This window comes from Pontibacillus yanchengensis (assembly GCF_009856295.1).
Lineage (GTDB): Bacteria > Bacillota > Bacilli > Bacillales > BH030062 > Pontibacillus > Pontibacillus yanchengensis_A.
The window spans coordinates 414,952-440,665 of record NZ_WMEU01000004.1 but is presented as its reverse complement, the minus strand read 5'-3'; the positions used below and the strand labels follow the sequence as shown (position 1 = coordinate 440,665).

At 41.1% G+C, this 25,714-nt stretch carries 22 protein-coding genes; 4 read left to right on the top strand and 18 right to left on the bottom strand.

The window, feature by feature from the left end; translation table 11 throughout:
* Positions 1 to 8: 8 nt before the first annotated feature.
* The 5 genes from GLW08_RS14590 to GLW08_RS14570 all read right to left on the bottom strand — a co-directional run bounded on the left by GLW08_RS14590 (position 9) and on the right by GLW08_RS14570 (position 6,913).
* Entirely contained in the window at positions 9 to 1,151 is a 1,143-nt protein-coding gene (locus tag GLW08_RS14590) for an acyl-CoA dehydrogenase (protein ID WP_160849368.1), read from the bottom strand.
* Between the two features lie 11 nt (positions 1,152 to 1,162).
* Positions 1,163 to 2,308, bottom strand: a complete 1,146-nt coding sequence (locus GLW08_RS14585) for an acyl-CoA dehydrogenase (protein ID WP_160849367.1) — start codon at positions 2,306 to 2,308, stop codon at positions 1,163 to 1,165.
* A gap of 16 nt (positions 2,309 to 2,324) precedes the next feature.
* Positions 2,325 to 3,179, bottom strand: a complete 855-nt coding sequence (locus GLW08_RS14580) for a 3-hydroxybutyryl-CoA dehydrogenase (RefSeq protein ID WP_160849366.1) — start codon at positions 3,177 to 3,179, stop codon at positions 2,325 to 2,327.
* A gap of 220 nt (positions 3,180 to 3,399) precedes the next feature.
* Positions 3,400 to 4,587, bottom strand: coding sequence for an acetyl-CoA C-acetyltransferase (locus GLW08_RS14575; RefSeq protein ID WP_160849365.1), 1,188 nt, complete (start codon positions 4,585 to 4,587; stop codon positions 3,400 to 3,402).
* Positions 4,588 to 4,774: 187 nt separating this feature from the next.
* The gene (locus GLW08_RS14570; RefSeq protein ID WP_160849364.1) at positions 4,775 to 6,913 is read right to left on the bottom strand and encodes a (Fe-S)-binding protein; all 2,139 of its coding nucleotides are present in this window, start codon (positions 6,911 to 6,913) and stop codon (positions 4,775 to 4,777) included.
* Positions 6,914 to 7,142: 229 nt separating this feature from the next.
* Between GLW08_RS14570 and cls the strand changes: the two genes are divergently transcribed.
* Positions 7,143 to 8,336 carry a cardiolipin synthase gene (gene cls, locus GLW08_RS14565; RefSeq protein WP_160849363.1) on the top strand — a complete coding sequence of 398 codons (1,194 nt, stop codon included), beginning with the start codon at positions 7,143 to 7,145 and terminating at the stop codon, positions 8,334 to 8,336.
* Positions 8,337 to 8,575: 239 nt separating this feature from the next.
* A complete protein-coding gene (gene uvsE / locus GLW08_RS14560; RefSeq protein ID WP_160849362.1) occupies positions 8,576 to 9,529 on the top strand; it encodes a UV DNA damage repair endonuclease UvsE in 954 nt (317 codons plus the stop codon).
* A gap of 3 nt (positions 9,530 to 9,532) precedes the next feature.
* On the opposite strand, the gene GLW08_RS14555 is transcribed toward uvsE, so the two are convergent.
* From GLW08_RS14555 to speE, 8 genes are all read right to left on the bottom strand, one after another.
* The gene (locus tag GLW08_RS14555) at positions 9,533 to 9,712 is read right to left on the bottom strand and encodes a DUF1427 family protein (RefSeq protein ID WP_160849361.1); all 180 of its coding nucleotides are present in this window, start codon (positions 9,710 to 9,712) and stop codon (positions 9,533 to 9,535) included.
* Positions 9,713 to 9,925: 213 nt separating this feature from the next.
* Positions 9,926 to 11,596, bottom strand: coding sequence for an arginine--tRNA ligase (argS, locus tag GLW08_RS14550; RefSeq protein WP_160849360.1), 1,671 nt, complete (start codon positions 11,594 to 11,596; stop codon positions 9,926 to 9,928).
* Complete coding sequence (locus tag GLW08_RS14545; RefSeq protein ID WP_160849359.1) at positions 11,593 to 12,033, bottom strand: DUF1934 domain-containing protein; 441 nt, start codon at positions 12,031 to 12,033, stop codon at positions 11,593 to 11,595. Before GLW08_RS14545 ends, argS begins: the two co-directional genes overlap by 4 nt.
* 322 nt (positions 12,034 to 12,355) lie before the next feature.
* On the bottom strand, positions 12,356 to 13,447 hold the full coding sequence (locus GLW08_RS14540; protein WP_160849358.1) for an AimR family lysis-lysogeny pheromone receptor: 1,092 nt from the start codon (positions 13,445 to 13,447) through the stop codon (positions 12,356 to 12,358).
* A 9-nt stretch (positions 13,448 to 13,456) separates the two neighbouring features.
* A complete protein-coding gene (locus GLW08_RS14535; RefSeq protein WP_160849357.1) occupies positions 13,457 to 14,548 on the bottom strand; it encodes an AimR family lysis-lysogeny pheromone receptor in 1,092 nt (363 codons plus the stop codon).
* 138 nt (positions 14,549 to 14,686) lie between these two features.
* Complete coding sequence (locus GLW08_RS14530; RefSeq protein ID WP_160849356.1) at positions 14,687 to 15,715, bottom strand: AimR family lysis-lysogeny pheromone receptor; 1,029 nt, start codon at positions 15,713 to 15,715, stop codon at positions 14,687 to 14,689.
* Between the two features lie 660 nt (positions 15,716 to 16,375).
* A complete protein-coding gene (speB, locus tag GLW08_RS14525; protein ID WP_160849355.1) occupies positions 16,376 to 17,248 on the bottom strand; it encodes an agmatinase in 873 nt (290 codons plus the stop codon).
* Positions 17,249 to 17,259: 11 nt separating this feature from the next.
* The gene (speE, locus tag GLW08_RS14520) at positions 17,260 to 18,087 is read right to left on the bottom strand and encodes a polyamine aminopropyltransferase (RefSeq protein WP_160849354.1); all 828 of its coding nucleotides are present in this window, start codon (positions 18,085 to 18,087) and stop codon (positions 17,260 to 17,262) included.
* A 361-nt stretch (positions 18,088 to 18,448) separates the two neighbouring features.
* On the opposite strand from speE, the gene GLW08_RS14515 reads away from it, so the two are divergent.
* Positions 18,449 to 20,521: a transglycosylase domain-containing protein gene (locus GLW08_RS14515; RefSeq protein ID WP_160849353.1), complete on the top strand. Its 2,073-nt coding sequence runs from the start codon at positions 18,449 to 18,451 to the stop codon at positions 20,519 to 20,521.
* 300 nt (positions 20,522 to 20,821) lie between these two features.
* On the opposite strand, the gene GLW08_RS14510 is transcribed toward GLW08_RS14515, so the two are convergent.
* From GLW08_RS14510 to GLW08_RS14490, 5 genes are all read right to left on the bottom strand, one after another.
* Positions 20,822 to 21,346 (bottom strand): YwhD family protein, encoded by a 525-nt coding sequence (locus tag GLW08_RS14510; RefSeq protein ID WP_160849352.1) that lies wholly within the window; start codon positions 21,344 to 21,346, stop codon positions 20,822 to 20,824.
* A 243-nt stretch (positions 21,347 to 21,589) separates the two neighbouring features.
* Entirely contained in the window at positions 21,590 to 22,090 is a 501-nt protein-coding gene (locus GLW08_RS14505) for a YwgA family protein (protein WP_160849351.1), read from the bottom strand.
* 13 nt (positions 22,091 to 22,103) lie between these two features.
* Positions 22,104 to 23,399, bottom strand: coding sequence for an HD domain-containing protein (locus GLW08_RS14500; RefSeq protein WP_160849350.1), 1,296 nt, complete (start codon positions 23,397 to 23,399; stop codon positions 22,104 to 22,106).
* A gap of 359 nt (positions 23,400 to 23,758) precedes the next feature.
* Entirely contained in the window at positions 23,759 to 24,001 is a 243-nt protein-coding gene (locus GLW08_RS14495; RefSeq protein ID WP_160849349.1) for a DUF1450 domain-containing protein, read from the bottom strand.
* Between the two features lie 172 nt (positions 24,002 to 24,173).
* Positions 24,174 to 24,428, bottom strand: a complete 255-nt coding sequence (locus tag GLW08_RS14490; RefSeq protein ID WP_160849348.1) for a hypothetical protein — start codon at positions 24,426 to 24,428, stop codon at positions 24,174 to 24,176.
* Between the two features lie 254 nt (positions 24,429 to 24,682).
* Between GLW08_RS14490 and GLW08_RS14485 the strand changes: the two genes are divergently transcribed.
* Entirely contained in the window at positions 24,683 to 25,525 is an 843-nt protein-coding gene (locus GLW08_RS14485) for a lipoate--protein ligase family protein (RefSeq protein WP_160849430.1), read from the top strand.
* The last annotated feature ends 189 nt before the right edge of the window (positions 25,526 to 25,714 follow it).

Here is a 25,714-nt window from a genome sequence, read left to right as displayed (position 1 = left end):
CTTCCTCTCTACTCTTTCGTAAGCATTCGACCAATAACAAGACGTTGAATTTCATTTGTACCTTCGTAGATTTGAGTGATTTTCGCATCACGCATATACCGTTCAACTGGGTAATCTTTTGTATAGCCATATCCCCCGAATACTTGCACTGCCTCGGTTGTAATGCGCATCGCTGCATCTCCGGCAAATAGCTTCGACATTGCGGAAGCTTTTCCATATGGCTTCCCTTCTGATTCTAGCCATGCAGCTTGATAGGTTAATAAACGAGCTGATTCAATATCTGTTGCCATATCCGCTAGCTTAAAGGAAATACCTTGATTTTGTGCGATTGGTTTTCCGAATTGTTCCCGTTCCTTGGCATAGCCAACAGCCGCATCTAGCGCACCTTGAGAGATCCCCAAAGCTTGAGCTGCAATACCATTACGGCCACCATCCAGCGTAGTCATGGCAATCTTAAAGCCATCTCCTTCGTTTCCAAGTAGGTTGGACGCTGGAATCTTACAATCTTCGAAAATAAGTTCTGTTGTTGGAGAAGAACGGATACCAAGCTTCTTCTCTTTCTTTCCAAACGTAAATCCTGGCGTTCCTTTTTCAACGATAAATGCACTAATGCCTTTATGGTTAGCGTCCGCATCGGTCTTGGCGAACACAATGTAAATATCGCCAACCCCGCCATTCGTAATCCAAACTTTATTCCCATTAAGGACATAGTGGTCGCCATCTTTTTTGGCCATCGTTTTCATGGAAGCTACGTCTGAACCAGCACCTGGCTCTGACAACGCATACGCACCAAGTTTTTCTCCTTGAGCTAATTGATATAGAAATGTCTTTTTCTGCTCTTCATTTCCGTATTTGTATAGTGGCCAGCTTGCTAATGAGATGTGAGCGGATAGCGTTACACCTGTTGAAGCACATACCCTTGAAAGCTCTTCTACCGCAATAACGTAACTCACAAAGTCCGAACCAATTCCACCATACTCTTCCGGCCATGGAATCCCAGTAAGTCCTAATTCAGCCATTTGGTCAAAAATTTCGCGATCAAAGCGTTCTTCCTCATCTCGCTCGGCAGCTGTTGGTTCTACTTCATTCTTAGCAAAATCACGGACCATTTTACGAAGCATCTCTTGCTCTTCTGTTAATTGAAAATTCATGTCTTCTCCCCCTATTTCCCTTCAAATAAATGTTTTCCAATGACAATACGCTGAATTTCATTTGTTCCTTCGTAAATCTCGCACACTTTCGCATCCCGGAAAAAGCGTTCGACTGGATAATCCTCTGTATAGCCGTAACCTCCATGCACTTGAATCGCTTCCGTCGTTACGCTCATCGCGGTTTGTGATGCATGCATTTTCGCCATAGAGGATTCTTTCCCACAATCTACACCTCTCGTACGAAGACTTGCGGCATTGTAGGTTAATAGTTTTGAAGCCTCAACCGCTGTAGCCATGTCTGCTAGTTTAAAAGATATGCCTTGATACTGAGCAATCGACTTTCCGAATTGCTCTCTCCCCTTGGCATATGAGACGGATTCCTCCAAAGCAGCATCCGCAATGCCTAGGGATTGTGCCGCAATACCAATTCGGCCAATATTCAAGTTGGCCATGGCAATCTTAAATCCTTCACCCTCTTTCCCTAACAGTTGCGAGGTAGGTACTTTACAGTTATCAAAACTTAATGACACGGTACTGGATCCATTCATGCCCATTTTGTTTTCCTTCTTACCAATTTCTAATCCAGGTGTCCCTTTTTCTACAATAAAAGCGGACACACCCTTACTACCAGCGTCTGGATTCGTTCTTGCGAATACGATATATGTATCCGCTTCGCCCCCATTTGTAATAAAAACTTTGGAGCCGTTCAGAATGTAGTGATCCCCGTCTTTTATAGCCTTCGTTTTTAATGATCCTGCATCCGATCCTGCACCTGGTTCGGTAAGAGCAAATGCTCCAATGTATTCACCTGATGCAAGTTTTGGAATATAAGCTTTCTTTTGCTCCTCCGATCCAAAATATAGGATTGGATTGGTGCCTACCGAGGTGTGCACAGACAAAATAACACCTACAGAAGCACTCACTCTGGAAAGCTCGTGAATGGCGATGATATAAGACGTAAAATCCATTCCCGCTCCTCCATATTCTTCAGGAATCGGGATTCCCATAAGCCCAAGCTCCCCCATTTTTTTCACGAGATCTGTTGGATAGTAATCTTCTTTATCCATCTTCTCGACAATGGGAGCGACTTCTTTTTGGGCGAAGTCACGAACCATTTTGCGCATCATCTCTTGTTCTTCTGTAAATTCTAGGTTCATGTTTTCTCCTCCGCTCTTAGCTTTCGTATTGATAGAATCCTCGTCCTGATTTCTTACCAAGCCAACCTGCTTGAACATATTGGCGTAGCAATGGACATGGACGGTATTTGCTATCCCCAAACCCTTCATGAAGGACTTCCATGATATAAAGGCATGTGTCTAGGCCGATAAAATCAGCAAGGGTTAGAGGGCCCATTGGGTGATTCATCCCTAGTTTCATCACTTCATCAACTGCTTCAGGCTCTGCCACCCCTTCATATACGGTATAAATGGCTTCATTGATCATTGGCATAAGCACTCTATTCGATACAAAGCCTGGGAAGTCGCGCACTTCTACTGGTGTTTTGGAAAGTTGCTTTGTCATATCTTCTATCGCTTGATACGTCTCATCACTTGTCTGGAGACCGCGAATGATCTCGACTAGCTTCATGACTGGAACAGGATTCATGAAGTGCATGCCAATAACTTGATCTGCTCGGCTCGTAGAAGCTGCTATCTCTGTGATTGGTAGAGAACTAGTATTGGAAGCTAAAATGGCATGAGCTGGCGAATGGGTATCCAGTTCAGAAAACACTTTCTTCTTCACATCCATGTTCTCCACTACCGCTTCAATGACAAAGTCACAATCATGTGCATCAGCCAGTGTCGTTGTTGTAGCTAGCCGACTTAATGTAGATGTTTTATCATCTTCTGTCATCCGACCTTTTTCAACGGCTCTGGTTAACCGTTTTTCAATACCTGCTTTCCCTTTTTCCAAAGCTTCCTCTTGAAGATCGTTCAGCTTTACGTCAAAACCTGATTGGGCAAAAACCTGTGCAATCCCTGCCCCCATCTGACCTGCACCAATTACCATTACTGTATTTATGGCCATCTTTCCTACCCCTTTCTCTTTCTCTATAAATTGTTCTTGTATAGTGAAACGATAAAAATGTTGGCTTGTGTATAACTTAATACGTATATAGGCGACGTCCAGCTCTAGCGCCTACCACCTCGGGGTCTTAAGTCAATCCTTGCTGTGGCACAAAGAACGCCAATTCAAGGCTTGCCTTAAGCCTGTCGTGGGTGACCAAGGCGCTCCGAGCTTTTGTTTTTTATTGTTTCGGAACTTCTATCATGACAGCGTCTCCTTGACCGCCACCACTGCAAATGGCTGCAATTCCAATGCCTCCGCCACGACGTTTCAATTCATACATCAATGTCAGTATTATACGGGCACCACTTGCTCCAATTGGATGGCCTAGCGCAACAGCGCCACCATTTACGTTTACTTTGTCCGGATCAAGACCCGCAATCTTACCACTTGCTAATGAAACAGCGGCAAACGCTTCATTGACTTCGAATAAATCGATGTCTTCCATCTTCTTACCGGTTTTTTCTAACAGAGAATTAATAACAAGGCCAGGTGTTTTTGGGAAATCCTTGGCTTCTACAGCTACTTCATCGCGAGCTAAAATCGTTGCCATTGGCTCATATCCATGTTCATATGCATATTGTTCTGACATTAATAGCATGGCGCCAGCACCATCATTCACTCCTGGAGCGTTACCTGCTGTAATTGTACCGTTTGAACCAAACACAGGACGAAGCTTACTTAGTGCCTCAACGGTTGTGTCCTGACGAGGGGCCTCATCTGTATCTACTTTAATAGGGTCACCTTTTCGTTGAGGGACCTCCACCTCCGTGATTTCTTCAGCGAGCTTTCCGTCATTTATTGCTTTCGTTGCCAATTGATGACTTCGATATGCCCATTTGTCCTGCTCTTCCCGACTTAATTCATATTCTTCAGCAGTTTCATTTCCGTAGTTGCCCATGTGAACGCCGTTAAATGTACACGTCAGTCCGTCATGCATCATTAAGTCTTTCACGGATTGATCGCCCATGCGAAATCCCCAACGTGCTTTCGGCATAAAATATGGGGCATTGCTCATGCTTTCCATACCACCAGCTACAATGACTTGCTCATCCCCAACTCGAATCAGTTGATCAGCTAGCGTGACACTCCTCATACCAGATGCACATACTTTATTAATGGTTTCTGTCTTTACTTCCCAAGGCAAACCCGCGTGACGCGCTGCCTGTCGTGAAGGAATTTGCCCTTGTCCCCCTTGAAGAACGGATCCCATAATTACTTCATTTACAAGCTCAGGGTTAAATCCGACACGTTCAAGGGTTGCTTTAATGGCCGTTCCACCGAGTTCCGAAGCTGTAATCGTACTTAAGCTACCCCCTAATTTTCCAAAAGGTGTTCTTGCACCCGATACAATCACTGTTTTAGCCATGTTTATTCCTCCTCCCAATTGATAACGCTTTCACATATCAGCAAAAAAATTTGATTGAACGCTCGCTCAATATACAATCATTAGGAAAGTGTACGGACTTCCCTGTACACTTTCCTTGGCTTTTACCTATCTAGCTCCAGCGCACAGCAACTAACGTACGCTTCCGCCTTTTCTTTTATTTCGACATTTATGCTGTCTTTTCCTCTTTTTCATCTCCAAAAATCGAACGTGCTAAGATTTCAGCTATGTCATTCGTGCTTACCGTTTCTTCCACTTCTTTCGCTTTTGTTCCATCACTTAACATCGTTAAGCAATAAGGACAGCCGCTTGAAATTGTCGTTGGGGAAACGTTTAAGGCTTGTTCTGTTCGTGCTTCGTTGATACGGTTACCTGATTTTTCTTCCATCCACATCATGCCGCCACCGGCACCGCAACACATACCGTTTTGTCGATTACGCTGCATTTCGACTACGTTTACACCTGGGATCATCTTCAAAATATCACGAGGTGGTTCATAGACTTCATTGTAGCGACCTAGGTAGCAAGAATCGTGATAGGTAATCGTTTCATTTACATCGTACTTCGGTTGCAATTTGCCTTCTTTCACAAGTTCGGCTAATAGCTCTGTATGATGATATACTTCCCCTTCAAATCCGAAGTCAGGGTATTCTCGTTTGAACACATTATATGCGTGTGGATCAATCGTTACGATTTTTTTCACACCATGCTTCTCAAAGTCTTTAATGTTCTTTTCAGCAAGCTCTTGGAATAAAAACTCATTACCAATACGGCGTGCTGTGTCACCAGAGTTACGTTCTTTGTTACCTAAGATAGCGAACTTAACACCAGCTTTGTTCATAAGCTTGGCAAAAGACATGGCAATCTTTTGGCTTCGGTTATCGTAAGAGCCCATCGAACTAACCCAGAATAGGTATTCGAATTCTTCGCCTTCTTTCTCAAGCTCCTTAACCGTTGGTATGCGAACGCTTTCATCTTCGTCCTTCCAATTTTCACGTTCCTTCTTAGACAGCCCCCAAGGATTACCTTGACGTTCAATGTTCATCATGGCACGCTGTGCTTCCTGATCCATCTTACCTTCTGTTAAAACTAAATAACGGCGAAGGTCAATAATTTTATCCACGTGCTCATTCATAACAGGACAAGCATCTTCACAGTTACGACATGTCGTACAGCCCCAAATTTCTTCTTCTGTGATAACATCACCAATTAAGGTAGAGCTTTCTACATTTTCAAGGCTAGCTGCTGTTTCTTGTTGGCCTTGACCTTGAGCGGTACGAGCCATTTGAGCTAACTGATTCCCTTCTGTGTTGGAGAATGCGCCTGCAGGAACCCAAGGGGATTGACCTGTAACAGCTGCACCCTTTTCTGTTAAATGATCACGTAAACGAATAATTAAGTCCATTGGTGATAACATTTTTCCTGTTCCAGTAGCCGGACAGACATTGGTACAACGCCCACATTCCACACAAGCATAAAGGTCGATCATTTGTAGATAGGTGAAGTCTTCAATCTTTCCTGCTCCAAAGGATACGTTCTCTTCATCCTCTTCTTCTAGGTCAAAATTAATCTTCTCTAATTTACCAGTGCGCTTGTCCTGATTCATGAATACGTTTACAGGACCGGCTAATAAGTGAGCATGCTTAGACTGAGGTACATAGACTAAGAATGTTAGTAAAATAAGTAGGTGCACCCACCAGCTTAAGAAGAATACAACAGCAGCAGCTGTGCTCCCCATCCAACCGAATGCGGCAGCAATCGTTGTCGCTACAGGTTCTGTCCATGTTCCTTCTTCCCCATGCCAGATGAGCTCCATGCCATTTCCAATTAATACAGAAAGCATCAACCCACCAATAAAAATAAGTACAAGCCCCGCTTTAAATCCTCGTTTTAAACGGACTAGCTTTTCTATATAACGACGGTAAAATGCCCATATAACCGCCACAACAATCATTAATGTTACAAGCTCTTGGAAAAAGACAAATCCAGAATATAATGGACCAAATGGCAAATGAGATCCTGGAGCGAGTCCTTTAACAATAAAGTCAATGGCACCAAATTGCACAAGAATAAATCCATAAAACATCATGACGTGAATCGCGCCTGATTTTTTATCTTTTATCAATTTTTTCTGGCCAAATACATACACAATCAAGTCATTCACACGTTTTTTCAGCTGTAAATCAAAATCTATCTTTTGCCCTAACTGAATATACGCGATTCGTGTACGCACAACTCGTACGAATATATAGAGTGCATAAATCGTAATTGCTAAAAACAAAATCCAGTTCACCAACAGCAAACCCATCTTCCTTCCCCCTCCATATTTCTATACTTAAACCTTTCCGTACCTCCTACCTAAAAATCATAAAACCAACAAAAATTTTCTGAATTCTATACTTTAATATTAATAATGAATGAACATTCAGTCAACAACTTTCCTAGATAATTTCATGTTGATAATTATCCAATTCAGGGAATGCTACTAGAGTATATCTTTAAAAAGGTTCTTATAACGCGGAAGGAGACGCTGTCATTTGTACGCACTAATTGTAATTATATCGATTATTTTTTTCATTTCATGTCTACTTTTCTTGGATTATCAATTAGGAAAACGAAATCATATCAAGAACCTTCGATTTTTAGACTTCGAACCTACAACGGGCGATTATAACTTGTACACGAACGGTGATCAGTTGTTCACTGATTTATTTGACGATCTCCGTCATGCCAAAAAGCAAATCAATGTCATGTTCTTCATCGTGAAAGATGATGATATAAGCCATGAGCTTCTTGAATTGTTAAAGAAAAAGGCTCAAGAAGGCCTTCGAGTCCGGTTGATGGTCGATCGAATTGGAAGTTTCCGCATTAACAAAGCGACGGTAAAACAGTTGGAACAAGCAGGAATAGAGTTTACTTTTTCTTCTACTCCGAAATTTCCTTTTCTATATTACCGGATTCAAAGGAGAAACCACCGTAAAATCACAATCATTGATGATGAAATAGGATATGTAGGTGGCTTTAATATGGGGCAAGAGTATCTAGGACGTGATGCAGAACTAGGTAACTGGCGCGATTACCATTTACGCCTCATCGGAGATGTCGTAAAAGATTTGCAAATCACATTCTTTGATGATTGGTATTTAAATACTGGTGAATCCTATGATCACATCCCAGAACCTACCTCAGAAGGGAGTAAAGAAGTAGAGATTACTTCTACTGATGGAGGGCAACTGGAAGATGTATTTATGACCTTGATCCAACAAGCTCAAGACGAAATTTTCATTGGAACTCCTTACTTCATCCCAAGCGAACGTTTGATGAAGGCCTTACTCAGTGCAATGGACCGTGGTGTGGATGTGAAAGTGATTGTTCCTATGAAAGCCGACCACCTTTTTGTCAAAGAAGCTGGCCTTCCATACTTATCCAGAGTTCGTAAAGCTGGCGGCGAAGTATACTTTTTTGATTTAGGCTTTTATCATGCAAAGGTTATCATCATTGATCAAGAGCTATGCGACATTGGAACAGCCAATTTTGATCGAAGAAGTTTGTTCTTAAACAAAGAGGTCAATACGCTTATCTTTAACAAACGTTTTGTCATGGACTTGCGCTTAGCTTACTTACGTGATGTCCAAGATAGCCAACCATTTGATGACCACTACACCCAATTATTCAATTTAGGCACAAAAATAAGAATAGGATTAGCTTATTTGGTCCGTCCTTTGTTATAAGTTTGGGCTGGCGAGACCGGTCCGATTGGAGGCGGCTCGCTCATATATCGGTATTGTCGCTCTTATTTCCAATTCTCGACCCTATATCGAAAAAGCCACTCATAACAAGGCCGATTCCCCTGACTCCTAAAACCTTATTAGGCATGGAAGGTTTCATCCTTGTACAGATTTTAGAACATAAAAGCTTATTTTTTAACACTAAGCATCATTCATCAAGCCATGATTAAAGGAGTAAGAATATGAGAATTCGATTTGGCTACGTCTCACACACCCTTTCGCTGTGGGAGGCGGTACCTGCCAGAACGCTAACATTCAAACGATATAAGCAATTAAGCAAGGTGGAACGAGAAGAAAAGTTGCGGGAAGTGACACTGGCCAATCTATATAATACGAAACGAGCTTTATTGTTTAATCGGGCTGCCCAGATTCCACTCTATCGCTTATCTTCTTCTATCGTACCGCTTGCAACGCATCCAGAAGTACTATGGGACTTTCAAACTCCTTTTAGAGAGCATTGGGAAGAGATTGGGCATATTGTTAAAGAAGGGCAACTGCGTATTAGTTTTCACCCTAACCAATTTACGGTGTTCACAAGCGATAAACAGCATGTCACCGAAAATTCAGTACGTGATATGATGTATCACTATCAAATGCTCGAAGCAATGGGGCTTGAAGATGAAGGGTTTATCAATATTCATATAGGAGGTGCTTACGGAGATAAAACCTCGGCAATCGAACGTTTTAAAAACCAAATCCACCAGATGCCTGAGGAAGTGAAAGCACGGATGACAATCGAAAATGATGATAAAACGTACACGAGCGAAGAAACCCTGCAAGTTGCGGAGGATAAGGGGATTCCAGTTATGTTTGATTATCATCATGAGCAAGCGAATCCAAGCGAAGTCCCTTATGAAGAGCTGTTGAAACGACTTTTTAACACATGGGATTACACCGGTTATCCACCAAAAGTACATCTATCCTCCCCTAAAAACGACAAGGAATACCGAAGTCACGCGGACCGCATTGATCTCCAGTTTGCTCTCCCCTTTTTAAAGGCATGCAAACAAAAAACGGACATTCTGGATGTCATGATTGAAGCAAAAGAAAAAGACCTAGCACTCCTACAACTTGTAGAAGAGCTGGCCTCTATTCGTGGTGTAAAACGAATCGCTGGTGGCGAAATCGATTTTTAACCTTTATTTGAACATCGACTCTAGCATTGGTGAAACCATACTATATACTTTGAACCCAGCATAAATCCCGACAATCCCCATCACACCTGCAAGCGCCGGCGGAGCTGGGATGGGTAATTTAAATAATGCAAACACAAATCCTACTATAAATCCTGTTATAAGTGCTAAAATGATTGTTTTCACTTTGTTACCTCCTCTTTCTATGTAACGTCCACCTATTATTGTATGCGATTTCACAACTATCATAAATATTTTTCATGGAAATAAGGAGGCTCGCTCCTATTTTTCAATTCTCGCCCATATCCTCAGAAAGTCGCTCCAAAGCCAAAATTCCACTCTAGATATCCAACAGCACAAAACACTCCCAGCACCGTCCGTGCTGGGAGCTTCATTCTTTTACATGCGTTCTGGGGCAGATACGCCAATTAATTTCAGTGCATTTTGAAGTGTTTGTCTTGTCGCTTCCATTAAAGCTACACGTGCTTTCGTGCGTTCTGGCTGGTTTTCGTCGACTACTTTTTCTGCGTTGTAGAAACTATGCAAATCAGATGCTAGGTCGAACACATATTGCGTCACGCGGTGTGGTGTGCGTTTTTGTGCTGCGTCTGCAACGGTTTGCGGGAAGTCTCCTAAACGCTTCAGAAGTGCTTCTTCTTTTTCAGAATTCAAGTGAGAAGGATCAATGGCTTCGGTAAGTTCGAACCCTTTTTCACTTGCCTGACGAAGCATCGTGCAAATACGCGCGTGTGCATATTGTACATAAAAGACAGGGTTGTCATTTGATTCAGATTTCGCTAAGTCCATATCAAAATCTAAATGAGAGTCACTGGAACGCATAACGAAGAAATAGCGCATCGCATCGATGCCGACCTCTTCCATCAATTCGCGTAGCGTAACGGCTTTACCTGTACGCTTACTCATTTTCACTTTTTCGCCATCCTGGAATAGGTTGACCATTTGAATAATCTCAACTTTTAGCGTATCTTCATCATAACCTAGAGCCTGGATTGCAGCCTTCATACGTGGGATATAGCCATGGTGGTCGGCTCCCCAGATATTGATTAGCGTTTCGAAACCACGGTCTAGCTTATTTTTGTGATAGGCGATATCTGGTGTCAGGTACGTGTACGTATCATCATTCTTGATGAGCACGCGATCTTTATCGTCGCCAAAGTCCGTTGAACGGAACCATGTTGCGCCGTCCTGCTCATAGACATAACCTTTATCACGAAGCGTTTCAACGATGGCTTCTACTTTGCCCTCATTGTATAAGGATGTCTCAGAGAACCAATGGTCAAACGGAACGCGGTACTCTTCTAGATCTTGTTCAATCTTCTTCAGTTCATACTTCAAGCCGTAGTCACGGAAGAAAGATAGACGTTCATCTTCTGATTTATGCTTCCACTCGTCCCCATACTCTTCTACGAGTTTTTCGCCAAGCTCAATAATATCCTTCCCATGATAGCCATCCTCAGGCATCGGGAAATCATCACCAAGTGCTTGCATATAACGAGCTTCAACAGAAGTAGCCAGGTTATTAATCTGATTTCCTGCATCATTAATATAGTATTCTCGGGCTACATCATAGCCTGCTTTTGCCATAATGTTGCACATTGCATCCCCAACAGAAGCTCCACGAGCGTGTCCAAGGTGAAGCACCCCTGTTGGATTCGCAGATACAAACTCTACCTGTACCTTGTGGCCATTTCCAACCATGCTAGAACCGTAGCTTTCGCCAGCTTTTAGGATGGTCGGTACTAGGTTTGTAAGGTATTGATTGTCCATGAAAAAGTTAATAAATCCAGGTCCGGCAATTTCCATTTTATCAATGGACGCTTTGGATGTATCAAAGTGTGCAACAATATCCTCCGCAATTTGGCGAGGTGCTTTTTTAGCTATTTTCGCTAGCTGCATGGCCATATTAGTGGCATAGTCGCCGTGATTTTTATCTTTCGGTTGTTCTAAAACTACTGGTGGTAACTGGCTTTCTGTTGCCAATTCAGCTTTTAAGACGGCTTGGATAATTTCATCCTTCAGCCTTTGTTCTGTTTGTTCTACGATATTCATGATTGGCCCTCCTCGTTATAACGTAGTGATAAACGATGCCCTTGCTTGTCCTGTCCATTCATTTCTAAATCATAGCTGATCATCAGCTTACCCTTTATCTGATCGGAAGATTCCTCAAGCGTAATAGATTTCGTGGTGGTTTGCATATGAAATTTACCATAAGGATGGTAGTACACATTTTCTGTTATGGCATTCTCGCGGAACACTTGATTCATACGAACGGGGCCGGTCCGACGTACGATCACTTTGTCCGGATGAATCGTGACTAAATTATCAATAGGTTGTTCTTCATCATGATGCTCTGTAAAGCGCAAAATGTAGGCATTGCCTTTATGAATAAAATCCCCTGATTCTTCTACAACAATCTCATCTGTATGGTCTTGGTTTTTAATTTCCGTCACCAATTTAACCTGTATCGGCGTGCGTTCATCTGACAATTCGGATGTCACCTCTTTTTACGATTTGCAAACGTACAATGTCCTTAACTTAACCATTATAAGAATTCCACGTCAAAAATACAATAGATGGAGGTTAGGTAGTAGCTTGTAAATGCTGGTTTTTCCTTTAGTTGATTAAATCGAAGACATAAATTATTCAATAATCAAGGTATAATATTGAAGAGTTGAAGTTGAGATGAATTGGTGAAAACAGTAGGTAAGGGGGCATGAGGTGATGGGGAGAGCATAAGTCGGTTTGAAGAGAGCATAACGCACTCCAGAGAGAACCAAAAATTAAAAAACGACTTGCCTCCATTTCCAGCTAGCCGTTTTGATAGTAGGTATGTTGTTGTAGTTTTTGTAATTCTCGCAAAGGTAATCTTGCAAAAAAGTAATCACTTTGTTCGTTTAAGAGACGATCATGAGCTTTTTGAAGGTATAGTTTGTTTTGGGTGGCTTTGCCTAAGTAATATTGTTGAAACGGGGTGAGCTCTTCAAAGCTTTCTAATATAGCTATGCCTGTTTCCACATCTCCGTTTACTATGGCCACATGTGCTTTTTCTGGAAGGTAAGTTGTCACGATGCCTTCTGCTTTTTCATTCACTGCTGCTATAAAGGGTATTGTGCGGCTTTCGATAAGTTTTATGGAAAAGCTGTCATTTCGTCGTTTTGCAATGGAACGTGCTTCTTGAATATGAAACATCGCCTGTTCATAGCTCTCAAATACATACGTCTCCGCCAGTTGGATGTGCATCTGTGTCTTTTTGAACAGATTATTAGATCGATTCATAAAATGATAGGCAAATTTACGACCGATCAATAGTTCATTTCGACGCCAATGATATTGAAAAACGAGTTCATAATAGCGATCGGTAAACATGTCTTGTAAAAAGTTTTGTTCCATTCGCTCTAAATGGGATTGGATTTGCTCCAGATACGTACCCAGCTTTCCGAATTGATGCAATTCAAAATACGCATAAACCATTAGAAAAGTAGACAAACATTGAAGGTCTGCATCAATGAATCCTTTTTTCTTTACCTTTTCCATGTACTCATATGGATCAGGTCTATTTTTGAGTCGATCCAACATGACACCGTAAATCCAAGCCCATTGTTGATTGATGGGGTTTTCAGATTGGTAATTCTTCTCAATCAAAATAGGCAACGCTTCAAAGAAGCCATTCCAATATAAGAATTCGAGACCCATGCGTTTATTCTCATCACACGTTGTCATAAAACAATACTGCCTCACTAGATGAAGGGCTTGGTTTTCTTCGTACAACACAAATAGAATTTTATTCACGTGATATAAAGGCATATCAAGTTTCCCATTTGTTACTTGCTTTAACTTGTTGTCATCCTGTTGAGTAACCTGCTCATTCTCATCTATAAAGTTTTGTTCATGGTTTGTCATCGTAACCACCTACAGTGTAATGGTGTTATGTGTTTTGATTCGTTGAAGTTCCTGGAATGGCAGCATTGCGTAATAGTAATCGCCATACTCATTCATTAACCGTCGATATGAGTTTGTGAGCAATCTAACGCTTTGGGTGGCTAACCCTAAATAGTATTCCTGAAACGGCGTTAGCTCTTCACAATCCCCAAGGATCTCCTGCACTTTCCCAACATCTCCCCGAGCTGCAGCAAGATGTGCTTGTTCTGGAAGGTCTGTTGTTGTCAATCCTTCCGTTTTGTTATGAACAGCCGAAATAAAGGGATAAAATCTCGTTCTTATCGCATCCCGAATGGCAAATTGATAGTAATCTGCTATGTTCAAAGCTTCATTCATATGAAAAATTGCCTGGTCATAATCAATGATGGAATAAGATTCTGCTAACGCTATTTGAAGATGGCATTTTTTAAAAGGAGACATGGTTTTATTTAAAGCACGAAAGGCATACTTTCTAGCAATAATGACCTCATTACGCTTCCAATGATAGTAAAACTGAAAATCCTCTAACCGTAATTGAAAATAGTAGGATAGAAAAGGGGAATCAATCCCACTAACTTGTTCAACTAAACGTTGATAGTAGTTTCCAAACTCCCCATATGCTAATAAATCGAAGTAGCTATATTGAATAAGAAAGGTTTGAAGTACCTCGGACCCTTCATCTAAAGGTATAAGCTCTTTGATTTTTTGTAGCGTAAGATTAGGATCTGGTTTCTTGGCAATTCGATTCCAGATCAGTTCATATATATAGGCCCACTGCCTGTTGGTTGGGTTTGAGGATACTTTATTTTTTTCAATCATATCCAAAAGTTCTTGGAAGAAAGCGTTCATATACATATATTCTAGCGCATGGCGTTGATTCAAGTCAGAATTCGTTTCAAGACATAATGTTTTCATAAGTTGGGCGGTGGTTTCAGAATCATATTGAAGAGACAACATACGTTGAACGTTGTGAAGGGAGGCTTCGAAACCTTCTTGCAAAAAAGGAGCAATCGCATGTTGCGCATCTTGTTCCGTCCACTGGTGCCATTGAAAGGTAGAGCTATTATTTTGTGGTTGAATCATTAAACCATCCCCAAAGCATAAAATAGAAAATCATGACGAGAGTTTCATCATTGAATATACTACTAATGTTAACATAGCTTGCCACAACACAAACCGATTCTCAAGAAACACCATTTTACCATTAATAAACATTTAATTCTAATTTTTACAGTTACGCTTGATTTTCTGCATCTCATTTAAAGGGAGTCGAGCAAAGAAATAATCACTTTGCTCTTGAATAAAACGATTGTAAGAGCGCTGCAATAAATCCATATTTTGTTCAGCTTTACCTAAGTAATATTCTTTAAATGGAGAAAGGTTAGAGAAAGAACGTAAATATTGAATGGCTTCTTCTACATCCCCTCTAGCAATAGCAAGGTGTGCAATTTCCCCCTTATCCTCTGATGTGATACCTTCTGCTTTTTCATGAATACTGGAAACAAAGGGGATTGTATTTTGTGTAACGAGGTATTCTAAATCTTTGAATGGACAGTTTTGTGACAAGTACAAAGCTTGTTGAGCGTGATACATGGCTTGCTCATAGCTTTCAAATATATAGGTATAGGCTAGTACATTGTGAATGAGACCTACTTTATAATCATTATGAAAGTGATTGATTAATCGAAATGCATACTTACGTGAAATGACTAACTCATTTCGTTTCCAATGATAGTGAAAAAGAACTTCATCGACACGAAACTGAAATAAATCCTTCAGGAAATTGTTGTCCATGTTTCGGAGGTATTCTTGTATATCATCGAGATACAAGCCAAATACGTTGTAACGATGAAGAGCATTGTTTCCATAAATATGCATCAACGTTTTTAAAAACGCCATATGATCTTCAAGAGGATGTATGGTTGCAACTTTTGCTAAAAAAACATTAGGATCAGTCTGATCACGATAACGCTCTAGTAATAGTTGATACACCCATCCCCACTGTTGATTGACTGCATAACTTGAGGCAAGATTGATGTCAATAAGTTGGGGAAGCTCATGAAAAAATCCATTTAAATACAGATACTCTAAACCATAACGCAGTTCACAAGGAGTTGTAGAATGTAAAATATACTCCTTCATGTTGTGGATGGCTTCTTGGTTTGAATATGTAGCTTTTAATTGCTTCTCCTTTAAGAATAGCGAGTTACATATAGGATTTAGATCACTACGTATTTCATCATTATGCATTCTCTTACTTTCATCCCTTTCAAACTATATGCTAGCCCTGAAACGTTGCATGATATGTATGAAAGGCTAGTTTCTATTAATAGGATGCGATTTTCAAATAATATCATTCGAAAAATCGAGCTCCTCTTTATCTTTATGAAATAAATGACGTTACGTTTCATTCCCAAGCACAGCTCTGGTAAGATAGACTGAGGCAATGCTACCTTCCCATTATCCTTTGCGATTATATAAAGGTCAAATCATTTCCAGAATTAATTGAATAATGGAAATATGCCATACTTTACAGGTTTACACAAGTATACATGTCACGTCGATGGGTTCCTAAAACTTGTCGACTAGCAAGCAGATTAAGTGATGTTTTTACTTAAAGAAAAGCGCAGGCCCGTTTAGCGACGTAGGGGCTGCGGCCTACAGGACGTAGGTCATTTCGATATTGCTGCATGATGCAGCGGTTTTAATCGAACCTCCTTCACCCTAGAATCTCCCTGAATCCGTAGGAGATAAAGGAAACACGAAAACATGAGTGCTTCGATGGTGACTTATCGTACAGAGGCGAGGGAAGCACACTATTCGCTGGGCGCTGAAGCTAGACAGGTAAGCTCCAGAAATCTTTAAAAAAACTTCCTAAAGGCGTTATCCTCACCTCCAGGAAGTAATCGATTACTTCACCCAGCCAAGCAACATCTCGCGGATACATTTACTAGCTGTGATTTGCGTTTGTTCTGTTGGATCATAAGCCGGAGCCACTTCCACGAGGTCGGCACCTACAATATGAATGTTTGCCTCACCTAACAAATGAATAGCCTCTAGTAATTCCTTAGAGGTAATTCCACCTGCTTCCGCTGTTCCTGTTCCAGGTGCAAAGGCAGGATCTAACACATCGATATCAATCGTTACATAGACATTTCGGTTTTCAAGCGACGGTAGTGCTTTTTTTAGCGGCTCTACCACTTCATACTTGTCCATATGCATGCCACTTGTTTTTGCGTACTCAAATTCTTCTCTCATCCCTGAGCGAATACCAAAAGAATACACATTTTCAGGACCGATTAACTCACATATTTTACGAACAGGTGTGGAGTGAGATAATACTTCTCCCTCATATTCCTCACGTAAATCGGCATGAGCATCAATATGAACAAATGCCATATCAGGGTATTTTTCATACATTGCCTTGAGGACTGGCCATGTTACTAGGTGCTCGCCACCCAAACCAAGCGGGAATTTATTTTTGTCTAGAATTTGTTGAACATAGTCCTGAATCATATCAAGACTACGTGCTGGATTCCCAAATGGGAGAGGGATATCACCTGCATCAAAGTACGAGACTTCCTCCAAGTGCTTGTCTAAGTAAGGACTGTACTCCTCCAGGCCAAGGGATGCCTCCCGAATCCGATTGGGACCAAAACGAGAACCAGGACGAAAGCTAACCGTCCAATCCATCGGCATACCATACATCACGACATCACAATCCTCAACCTCCGGACGACTCATTATAAATACTTTGCCTGAGTATGCTTCATCAAATCGCATGCTTTTCCCCCCTACTCTGTTAAATCTTTAACGAATTTCGGTAATGCAAAAGAAGCTTTATGAAGCTCCTTCGTATAATATTTCGTATCTATCTCGTGAAAACGTTCGTCGCTAACCTCTAATGGGTCGTGTTGCTTACTTCCAATTGTGAATGTCCATAGCCCGCTTGGATAGGTAGGGATATTCGCCGTATAAAGGCGTGTAACTGGGAAGATTTCTTTCACATCACGGAATACCTGACGGATAAGGTCTGCTTTAAACCATGGGTTATCGGTTTGGGCAACGAAGACACCATCCTCTTTAAGGGCGTTTGAGATACCAGCATAGAACCCTTTTGAAAATAAACTCACAGCTGGCCCTACAGGTTCAGTAGAATCAACCATAATGACATCATAAGCTGCTTCACTTTCCGCAATATGAATAAACCCATCCGCTACTTTCACTTCGACACGCGGGTCGTCTAAGTCACCAGCAATTTCAGGGAGATAGTGTTTGGAGTACTCAATTACCTTGCCATCAATCTCGACTAGTGTCGCTTTCTCAACACTTGGATGCTTAAGAATTTCGCGAATCACACCACCATCTCCACCACCAACTACGAGCACGTCTTTCGGGTTAGGGTGCGTAAATAATGGAACGTGAGCTACCATTTCGTGATAAACAAATTCATCTCGCTGCGTTGTCATCACCATCCCATCTAGCGTCAGCATATTGCCCCATTCTTCCGTTTCTAGCATATCAAGCCGTTGATAATCCGTTTGTTCTGTATGATGGGTTTGTTTCACCTTTGCAGTAATCCCAAAACCATCCGTTTGTTTTTCTGTGTACCAAAGTTCCATATCCATTGCCCCTCTCATTATGTAAATGATTGTAACGATTCAACCTATGTAATGAAATGTAGTGAAGTCTATTGTTTTATCATACCATGCTCTCAAATCTTTCAAACAATCAAATTATAGAGAATCTCCAAAAAAAAGCAAGTTTTTTTGGATGAGATTGGTATTTCCCTCTCTAGTTAGAGTCAGGACTTGGGCCGGTCGCTCCTATATTTCGATTCTCGCTCCGAAACCCTATACCCTTGGGACGAGGAACCTGTCCCTCCATCTCCCCCCCTTCACTAGACCCATAGGTTTAGAAACTTGTTTTTTAGCCATACTGATTAAAAAACGAACGTTGATTGGGTAGGGGAGATGATTGTGTATGGATAGAATACTCTCTACCTTCAAGCGTACTGGTCCCTGGAGATGGATAACGATCGGAGTGATTTCTGTGACAGGGTTAAGCCTAAGTACGATTGCGGGAGTATTACTCTATTGTTATCTATTAGGGGCACCCCCTCTAAAAAACGAACAAAATACTATTTTTTACGACCATGATGCCCAGGTCATAGGTGTGGAGCATGGTAGTGAAAACCGCTACTGGATTGAGCTAGACGAGATGCCCCTTGAGTTTATTCAAGCTACGATAGCAACCGAGGACAGGCGCTTTTATGAACACTTTGGCTTTGACCTCAAGCGTATTGCAGCAGCTATTTACCATGATATCCAATCCATGTCTAAAGCCCAGGGTGCGAGCACGATCACCCAGCAATATGCACGTAATCTCTACCTTTCCCACGAGAAAACATGGACGAGAAAAATAAAAGAAGCCCTTTATGCGGTAAGACTGGAAATGTTCTATGAAAAAGATGAGATACTAGAAGGGTATTTAAATACGATTTACTATGGCCACGGTGCCTACGGAATCGAGGCAGCTAGTCGGTACTATTTTCAAAAAGATGCTCATGAACTAAATCTAGCTGAGTCTGCTTTATTAGCAGCCATCCCAAAAGGTCCCTCTTACTATTCTCCTTATGTTCACATGGAGAATGCAAAGAGACGTCAGCACCTTATTCTAGAAAATTTACAAAAGACAGACTATATTACAGAGCAGCAAAAAACAGAAGCACTCCAGGCATCATTAGAGCTTGCTCCTCAGGAGGAACAGCACCAGCAACAAGTAGCACCATATTTTCAGGATGTTGTGATGAATGAGGCGGAACAACTTTTACAATTAGATGAGGAATCCATCCGTTCAGGAGGATATCATGTGTTTACAAGTCTTGATGTAGACCTACAACAAGAACTTGAAAAAACAGTAGAAGAGACAATCCCAACTAGCACTGATTTGCAAATTGGTGCAATGAGCATGGATCCACAAACAGGAGATATCTTAGCTATGGTGGGTGGACGTGATTATGAGAAAAGCTCTTATAATCGGGCCGTGCAAGCCAAACGAATGCCTGGGTCTACCTTCAAACCGTTTCTTTATTACGCAGCGTTAGAAAATGGGTACACACCAGCTACTACCCTGATGAGTAAGCCAACCTATTTTGAATTAGAAGATGGCAATGTATATGAGCCAAGCAACTACAATGGATACTATGCGTATGAACCAATCACACTTGCTCAGGCGATTGCGTTATCGGACAATGTGTACGCTGTTAAAACGAATGTATTTTTAGGTGAGGAAACATTAGTAGAAACGGCTCATCGCATGGGCATCTCAAGCTCCTTGCCAGCTGTTCCATCTCTCGCTCTAGGAACTGCATCTGTCTCCGTTCAGGAAATGGTCGGAGCTTATAGTTTATTTGCTAATGGAGGTAAAGAAGTATCACCTCATACGATTCAACGCATTACCGATTCCTATGGTCATACCGTATATGAACGAAATCATAATCCCGGAAAACAAATCATAGACGAAGACCATGCGTTTGTCATGGCTCACTTGATGACTGGTATGTTCGATGAATCCTTAAATGATTATATGAAAGTAACTGGTTCATCAATCACGGATAAACTATCCCGACCGTTCGCTGGTAAATCTGGAACTACTCAGACAGATAGCTGGATGATTGGATTCAGCCCAGAGGTGACAACTGGGATTTGGACTGGTTATGACCAAAACAAACCAATTGATAAAGTAAAGGAACATCAATATGCAAAAGATATTTGGGCTGATTTCATGGAAAACACCCACAAAGACCTACCATATGCTCAATTCACTCCAACAGATGGAGTTGTAGGCGTATACATTGATCCAGATAGCGGACAATTAGCAACACCATACTGCACCCATCATCGATTAGCTTATTTCATAGAAGGGACAGAGCCATCTAGTTATTGCGAGCTTCACCTTCCAATTGATGAAAATGGGGAACGCAGAACCCCCGAAGAAGTGGATAAGCAAAAGAATAAAAGCGGCCTTAAAAACTGGTTAGATATTATGTTTTAGTCCCTTCATTCAAGCCAAAAGACCTATAAGGAAGCATCTAAATGTGTCTGATTTTTGAATAAATTACGAAATTCTTGAGGTTTTGATTGGAAATTTGTAAAATATGAAGCACATGGTTTATTCACATGTTTACTAGGACACAGAAAAAGGCCGGCTACCCACACAGTGCCGGCCTTTTTCTAATTTATTGAGAATATGAAGTTAAGTTTAGGTAATTTAAATTCAAGCAACCATTTCAACATTTCTTATACAACAATAATAAAGCCTTTGCCCGCAACAATGGGCAAAGGCTTTCTCTCTTTAAACTTCTAACGCTTGTTTCAATTCATCAGGTGAGTTGTTCCACATATCTTCGCTGTGCTGATGAAGAAATTCCCCTAATAGACGCTTGGATTCATCGTCCATCTGCTCCACCACAACTTTCCCTTTCATTGATTTATCCATATTGTTCACATGTTCTGGCATGGATTTATAGCCGCGACGATTTTCTTTATCAACGAGCATTTCACAGCCAGCTACACCTGCATAGTAAGGTCCATTTTCATTATGTTCTACTGTAACCCATACGAGCCAGTACAACGTTGGGTTTGGTACAATACTTTTGTCCGGCTTGAATTTTACACGCTTTTCCACTTGGCTTCGGGCGTGGAGTGCTCCCATATCTACTTCTGCTGTTCCAGCTGAAGGACAGACAAATACAGGCGAAATATTTTCTAAGCTTAACGTTCCTGCTCCATAACCGCCATGACCATCGGTGGAATCATCATTAATAATAGTAAACTGGTTGTTCTTTTTATTGGAATTGGATTGATCAGATGATGACATCTTTTCATACTCCTCCTTCTTCATAGCACCGTTTATTTTTTTATTCTAACATACTACAAGGGCTAACATCACGTCTGCCGAAGCTACTGATTCATGCTTCTTATTGTATGTGATTTTTCGTTATCTATGAAGTGAAACGAATTGGTATCGGAAGGAGGGACAGTAGGTTTTGATGAGTGATTAAAAAAAGCATCCCTTGCTTTCTGGTGCAGTAGAAAACAAGAGATGCTTTATGAAGTGGGCCTATTGTTGAAGCATGCGGTCAATGAAGCTCCATGCTTCTTGGAGTTCTTCTTCTGTATAGTTCTGTTTACTCTTAACGGCTTGTACTTTTTCTTCGACTTCTTCTCTTGTGAGATCATCAAAGTACATCATCGTAGATACAAGCTCGAGAAAACGGGAGCTTTTCTCATTCATTCCTTCGATGAGGCCTGTCATTCGAGGGAATGTCATATTTGGATAGTGCTCAAGAAATTCTTCGCCACCCTCTGTCAGGGCGTATCGATATTGGGAGTAATTGCTTTTCTTTTCCCACGTTTCTTGTAGGAATCCAAGGTTACACAGCTCTTCCACACGTAGTGTTAATTCCTCTGAGTATGGTCCATAAAAGTGGAATTGATAGCGTTCTTCAAATGGGAAGCCAGCCTTCTTTAAAATATAGATCATTTTCTGGAGTCTTTTTCTTCCTACGACTTCATCACACTGCGAAAAAAACTTAACCAATTTGGCGTGATCATTCAACAAAACGGTTCCTCTCCTATCCGTACAAGATTTCCATAATTCGCTTCTTCGTCTTACTTCGATTGGATAACCCTTCGATTAGGTCTTTTGGAAAATATAATTTATGATCCGTTCGTTTTTTCCCTGATATAGCTTCCACAATCTCTGACTTTCTGGAGAGTTCTTTCAGCTCATTGTTTGGTTGCAATAAATGAATTGGCAAACGCTCTCCATCCTCCCCAGGTCGATAAAAATCATACGGTAAGTCCGAAGAGGAGTCTACAACCAAGTAATAGTCAGGGTCAATCCCAGCTTTTTGAAATAGCTGATGAAGTTCCATCCATTCATTCATATGAAGATTTGGGTTGAATTCCACATACTTAAATAGGTGACGATTGACAAAACGGTCACACAAATCACTTAAGATGGGATCTGCTTCTTCTCTCCAGATTTGAAAATAATAGAGCGTAACAGCTTCATCTAGCTTTAAATAAGCTTCTAAATCAGCTTCTCCTGTGAAAAAGGAGGTGAAATGATAAGGCTCAAGGAAAAACGTATAATCATTTTCATACAGCTCTTTCGCTCTATGTAGAATCTTCGTCAAAATCACTTCAGCACTTCTCGTTACAGGGTGAAAGTACACCTGCCAATACATCTGATAACGACTCATGATGTAATCTTCTACAGCATGCATCCCGCTTTCTTTTACAACAACTTGATCTTCCATTGGACGCATCACGCGAAGAATGCGTTCCATATCAAAGTGTCCATAACTAACACCTGTAAAATAAGCGTCTCGTTGTAAGTAATCCATACGGTCCGCATCAATTTGACTTGAAATTAAGCTTACGACCAGCTTATTTTCATACGTTTTATTAATGACGTCGGCAACTTTTTGAGGGAAGGACTCCTCTACTTTACGTAAAATGGCATTTACTTTCGTGTCGCCTAGTATAATCGCCCTTGTATAATCCTCATGGTCGAGTTTGAACACCTTCTCAAAGGAATGGGAAAACGGACCATGTCCTAAATCATGAAGTAGTGCAGCAGCTAGGCATAACAACCGCTCCTCGTGGTTCCAATAAGGACGATTTTCGAAGTTCTCGATAATCCGTCTCACAATTTCATAGACACCGAGCGAATGGTTAAAACGGCTATGCTCCGCTCCGTGGAACGTCAAATACGAGGTTCCTAGTTGCCTAACCCTACGCAAGCGTTGAAACTCGGGAGTACCAACTAGATCCCAGATGACACGATCACGAACATGGATATAGCGATGGACAGGGTCTTTAAAAACCTTTTCTTCGTGTAATTTTTCGTCTTTATACGCCATAGATAAATGCCCTTCCTCTTTCGAGATATACTTTTACTTATTATATACGAAACATTCCAAATCTGAAACATGTAGAATGTTATTACCTTCTCCCTATTTTAGTCGAAAATGGACCATATAAAGAAAAGCGCACGCGCCTTGCTCATCCCCGACAGGCTTAAGCAAAGCCTCGTCGTGGCGATATTGCCTTAAGACCCCGAGGGGGGCTAGAGCTAGACACGTAAGCGCCAGAAAATTATACTTTCATCCTATAAGAAATTTTAAACCTTTTGAAAGTGAAAAAACACCTTGACTTATGGCAAGGCGTCTGTATCATTCGTTCTCAACACATCCAAAACTTGGGAGAACAGGCTTTTAAACTATCGTCTTTTTTTGGCATCTTTTTTTAATTTGGAATCGATCTTGTCTATTAATTCATCTTCGCTCAATGCAGAAACAGGGCGATTGTTCACAAATGTAAAAGATTTCTTCCGTCCTGGTCCACAATAGGATTGGCACCCTACTTGCACATCTGCATCAGGGTCAATCTGTTCTAGGCGAGGAAGCAACGTTTTCATATTAGTTGCCTGGCAATCATCACATACTCGAAATTCGTTAGCCACTATGCTTCCCTCCTTACCCATGTCCTCTTTTTTTCGTTTGATAAGACTAAATGGTATTGTACAAAGAAACAGATTCATATGCAAGATGTTCACTTGCTTTCGGCATTCGAGGTACTGGCCGCTATTATGCCTATCAAATCAATTCATCCATGATGTGACCTTGCATTTTTACTTAATAATAAAGAATAATCGATAGAATGCCTAATGCTAGTATTACTATAGTTTTGGTTATATTAATAACTCTTCGGTCCGCATTTGCCCGTTTCTCTAAAAAGGTAAAATAAGAACTAATACAAATAAAACCCATTACTGACATGAAGGGAAAGTAACCTTCTTTTGCTAACAACCTTACTGCCGGTAACATTATTAACACGATCCCAAGATACCCAATAACGATATAAAAATTAAATTCGGTCTTCTTGCCCACTATAATCCACCTCTATTATGCGAGTATTTGTCAATATTTGTAACTAATTTTAGTGAACGTCAATATGAAATTAAAGGTGAAATAGAGAGAACGTTTTTTAACACCATATACAATTAGTTCGACAGGGAGTTGGATACACTCATAAAGTTTAGACATGAAAATCCAGACAAGTGTGAATGTTATTTCCTCCAGACGTTTGGCTGTCGTTTTTGATATAATAGATAGTAATGCAATGAGGTAAAGGAGAACGGATGATGCAAGCTATACATAACTTACTACGCCCTTCTACATACCGTTTTATCGATCAAAGTGAAATGGGGCCGACCTTTTCTGCCCTTCAATCGTTTGCGACGGATGATGCTCTTGCCATGTCGGTAGGGCAAGGCAACTCCCCTACGACCGCTCGCCTTTGGGTCCATCACAACACCATTGTGTTGGGGATCCCTGATGCAAGACTTCCTTATATTGATGAAGGAATCGATTATTTAAAAGAACAAGGCTTCCAAGCCATTGTTCGGAATTCAGGTGGGCTTGCCGTTGTTTTAGATGATGGAGTGTTAAACCTTTCGTTCATTTTTCCGGATGCGAAAGAGGTTAATATCCATGATGGTTACGAAGCGATGGTGCAATTTATTAAGCTGTTATTTCAAGAAGAAGGCTATCCGATTGAAGCGTTCGAAATTACAGGATCCTATTGTCCTGGTACCTATGATTTAAGTATTGATGGGAAAAAATTTGCCGGTATTTCACAACGACGAGTGAAAAATGGCAGTGCGGTTCAAATCTATTTGTGCGTGACAGGAAGTGGACAAGAACGTGCAGCATTGTTGCGACATTTTTATGATATAAGCAAAAAAGGTGAAGAAACCCGCTTCGCCTACCCTACCATTGAACCGGAAACGATGGCTTCCTTAGAGGAACTTTTTCAGAAGGATCTATCCGTTCAAGACATTCGCAACCGGATGTTGTATAAGCTACACGAGCTAAGCGGTCATATTGTAACAGACCCTTTATCCAATCAAGAGATGGAATGGTTTGAACAACGTTTCGAACATATGGTGCAACGAAATGGAAAAGCACTGGATCACCTGGAATAGGTGCCAGTGCTTTTTTATTGTTGAGGGGGTGGCTTTGAAATGTAGACTCGCTCCTGATTTTGTAATCTCGCTCCTAAATTCTGATTCTCGCTCCTATTCCCAAAATCTAACTTTGATATCTTAATCCCCGATCTAATTCCAGCTTATCTTCCACCCCATCCAACAAAAAAGCCCAGCCACATTAATGGT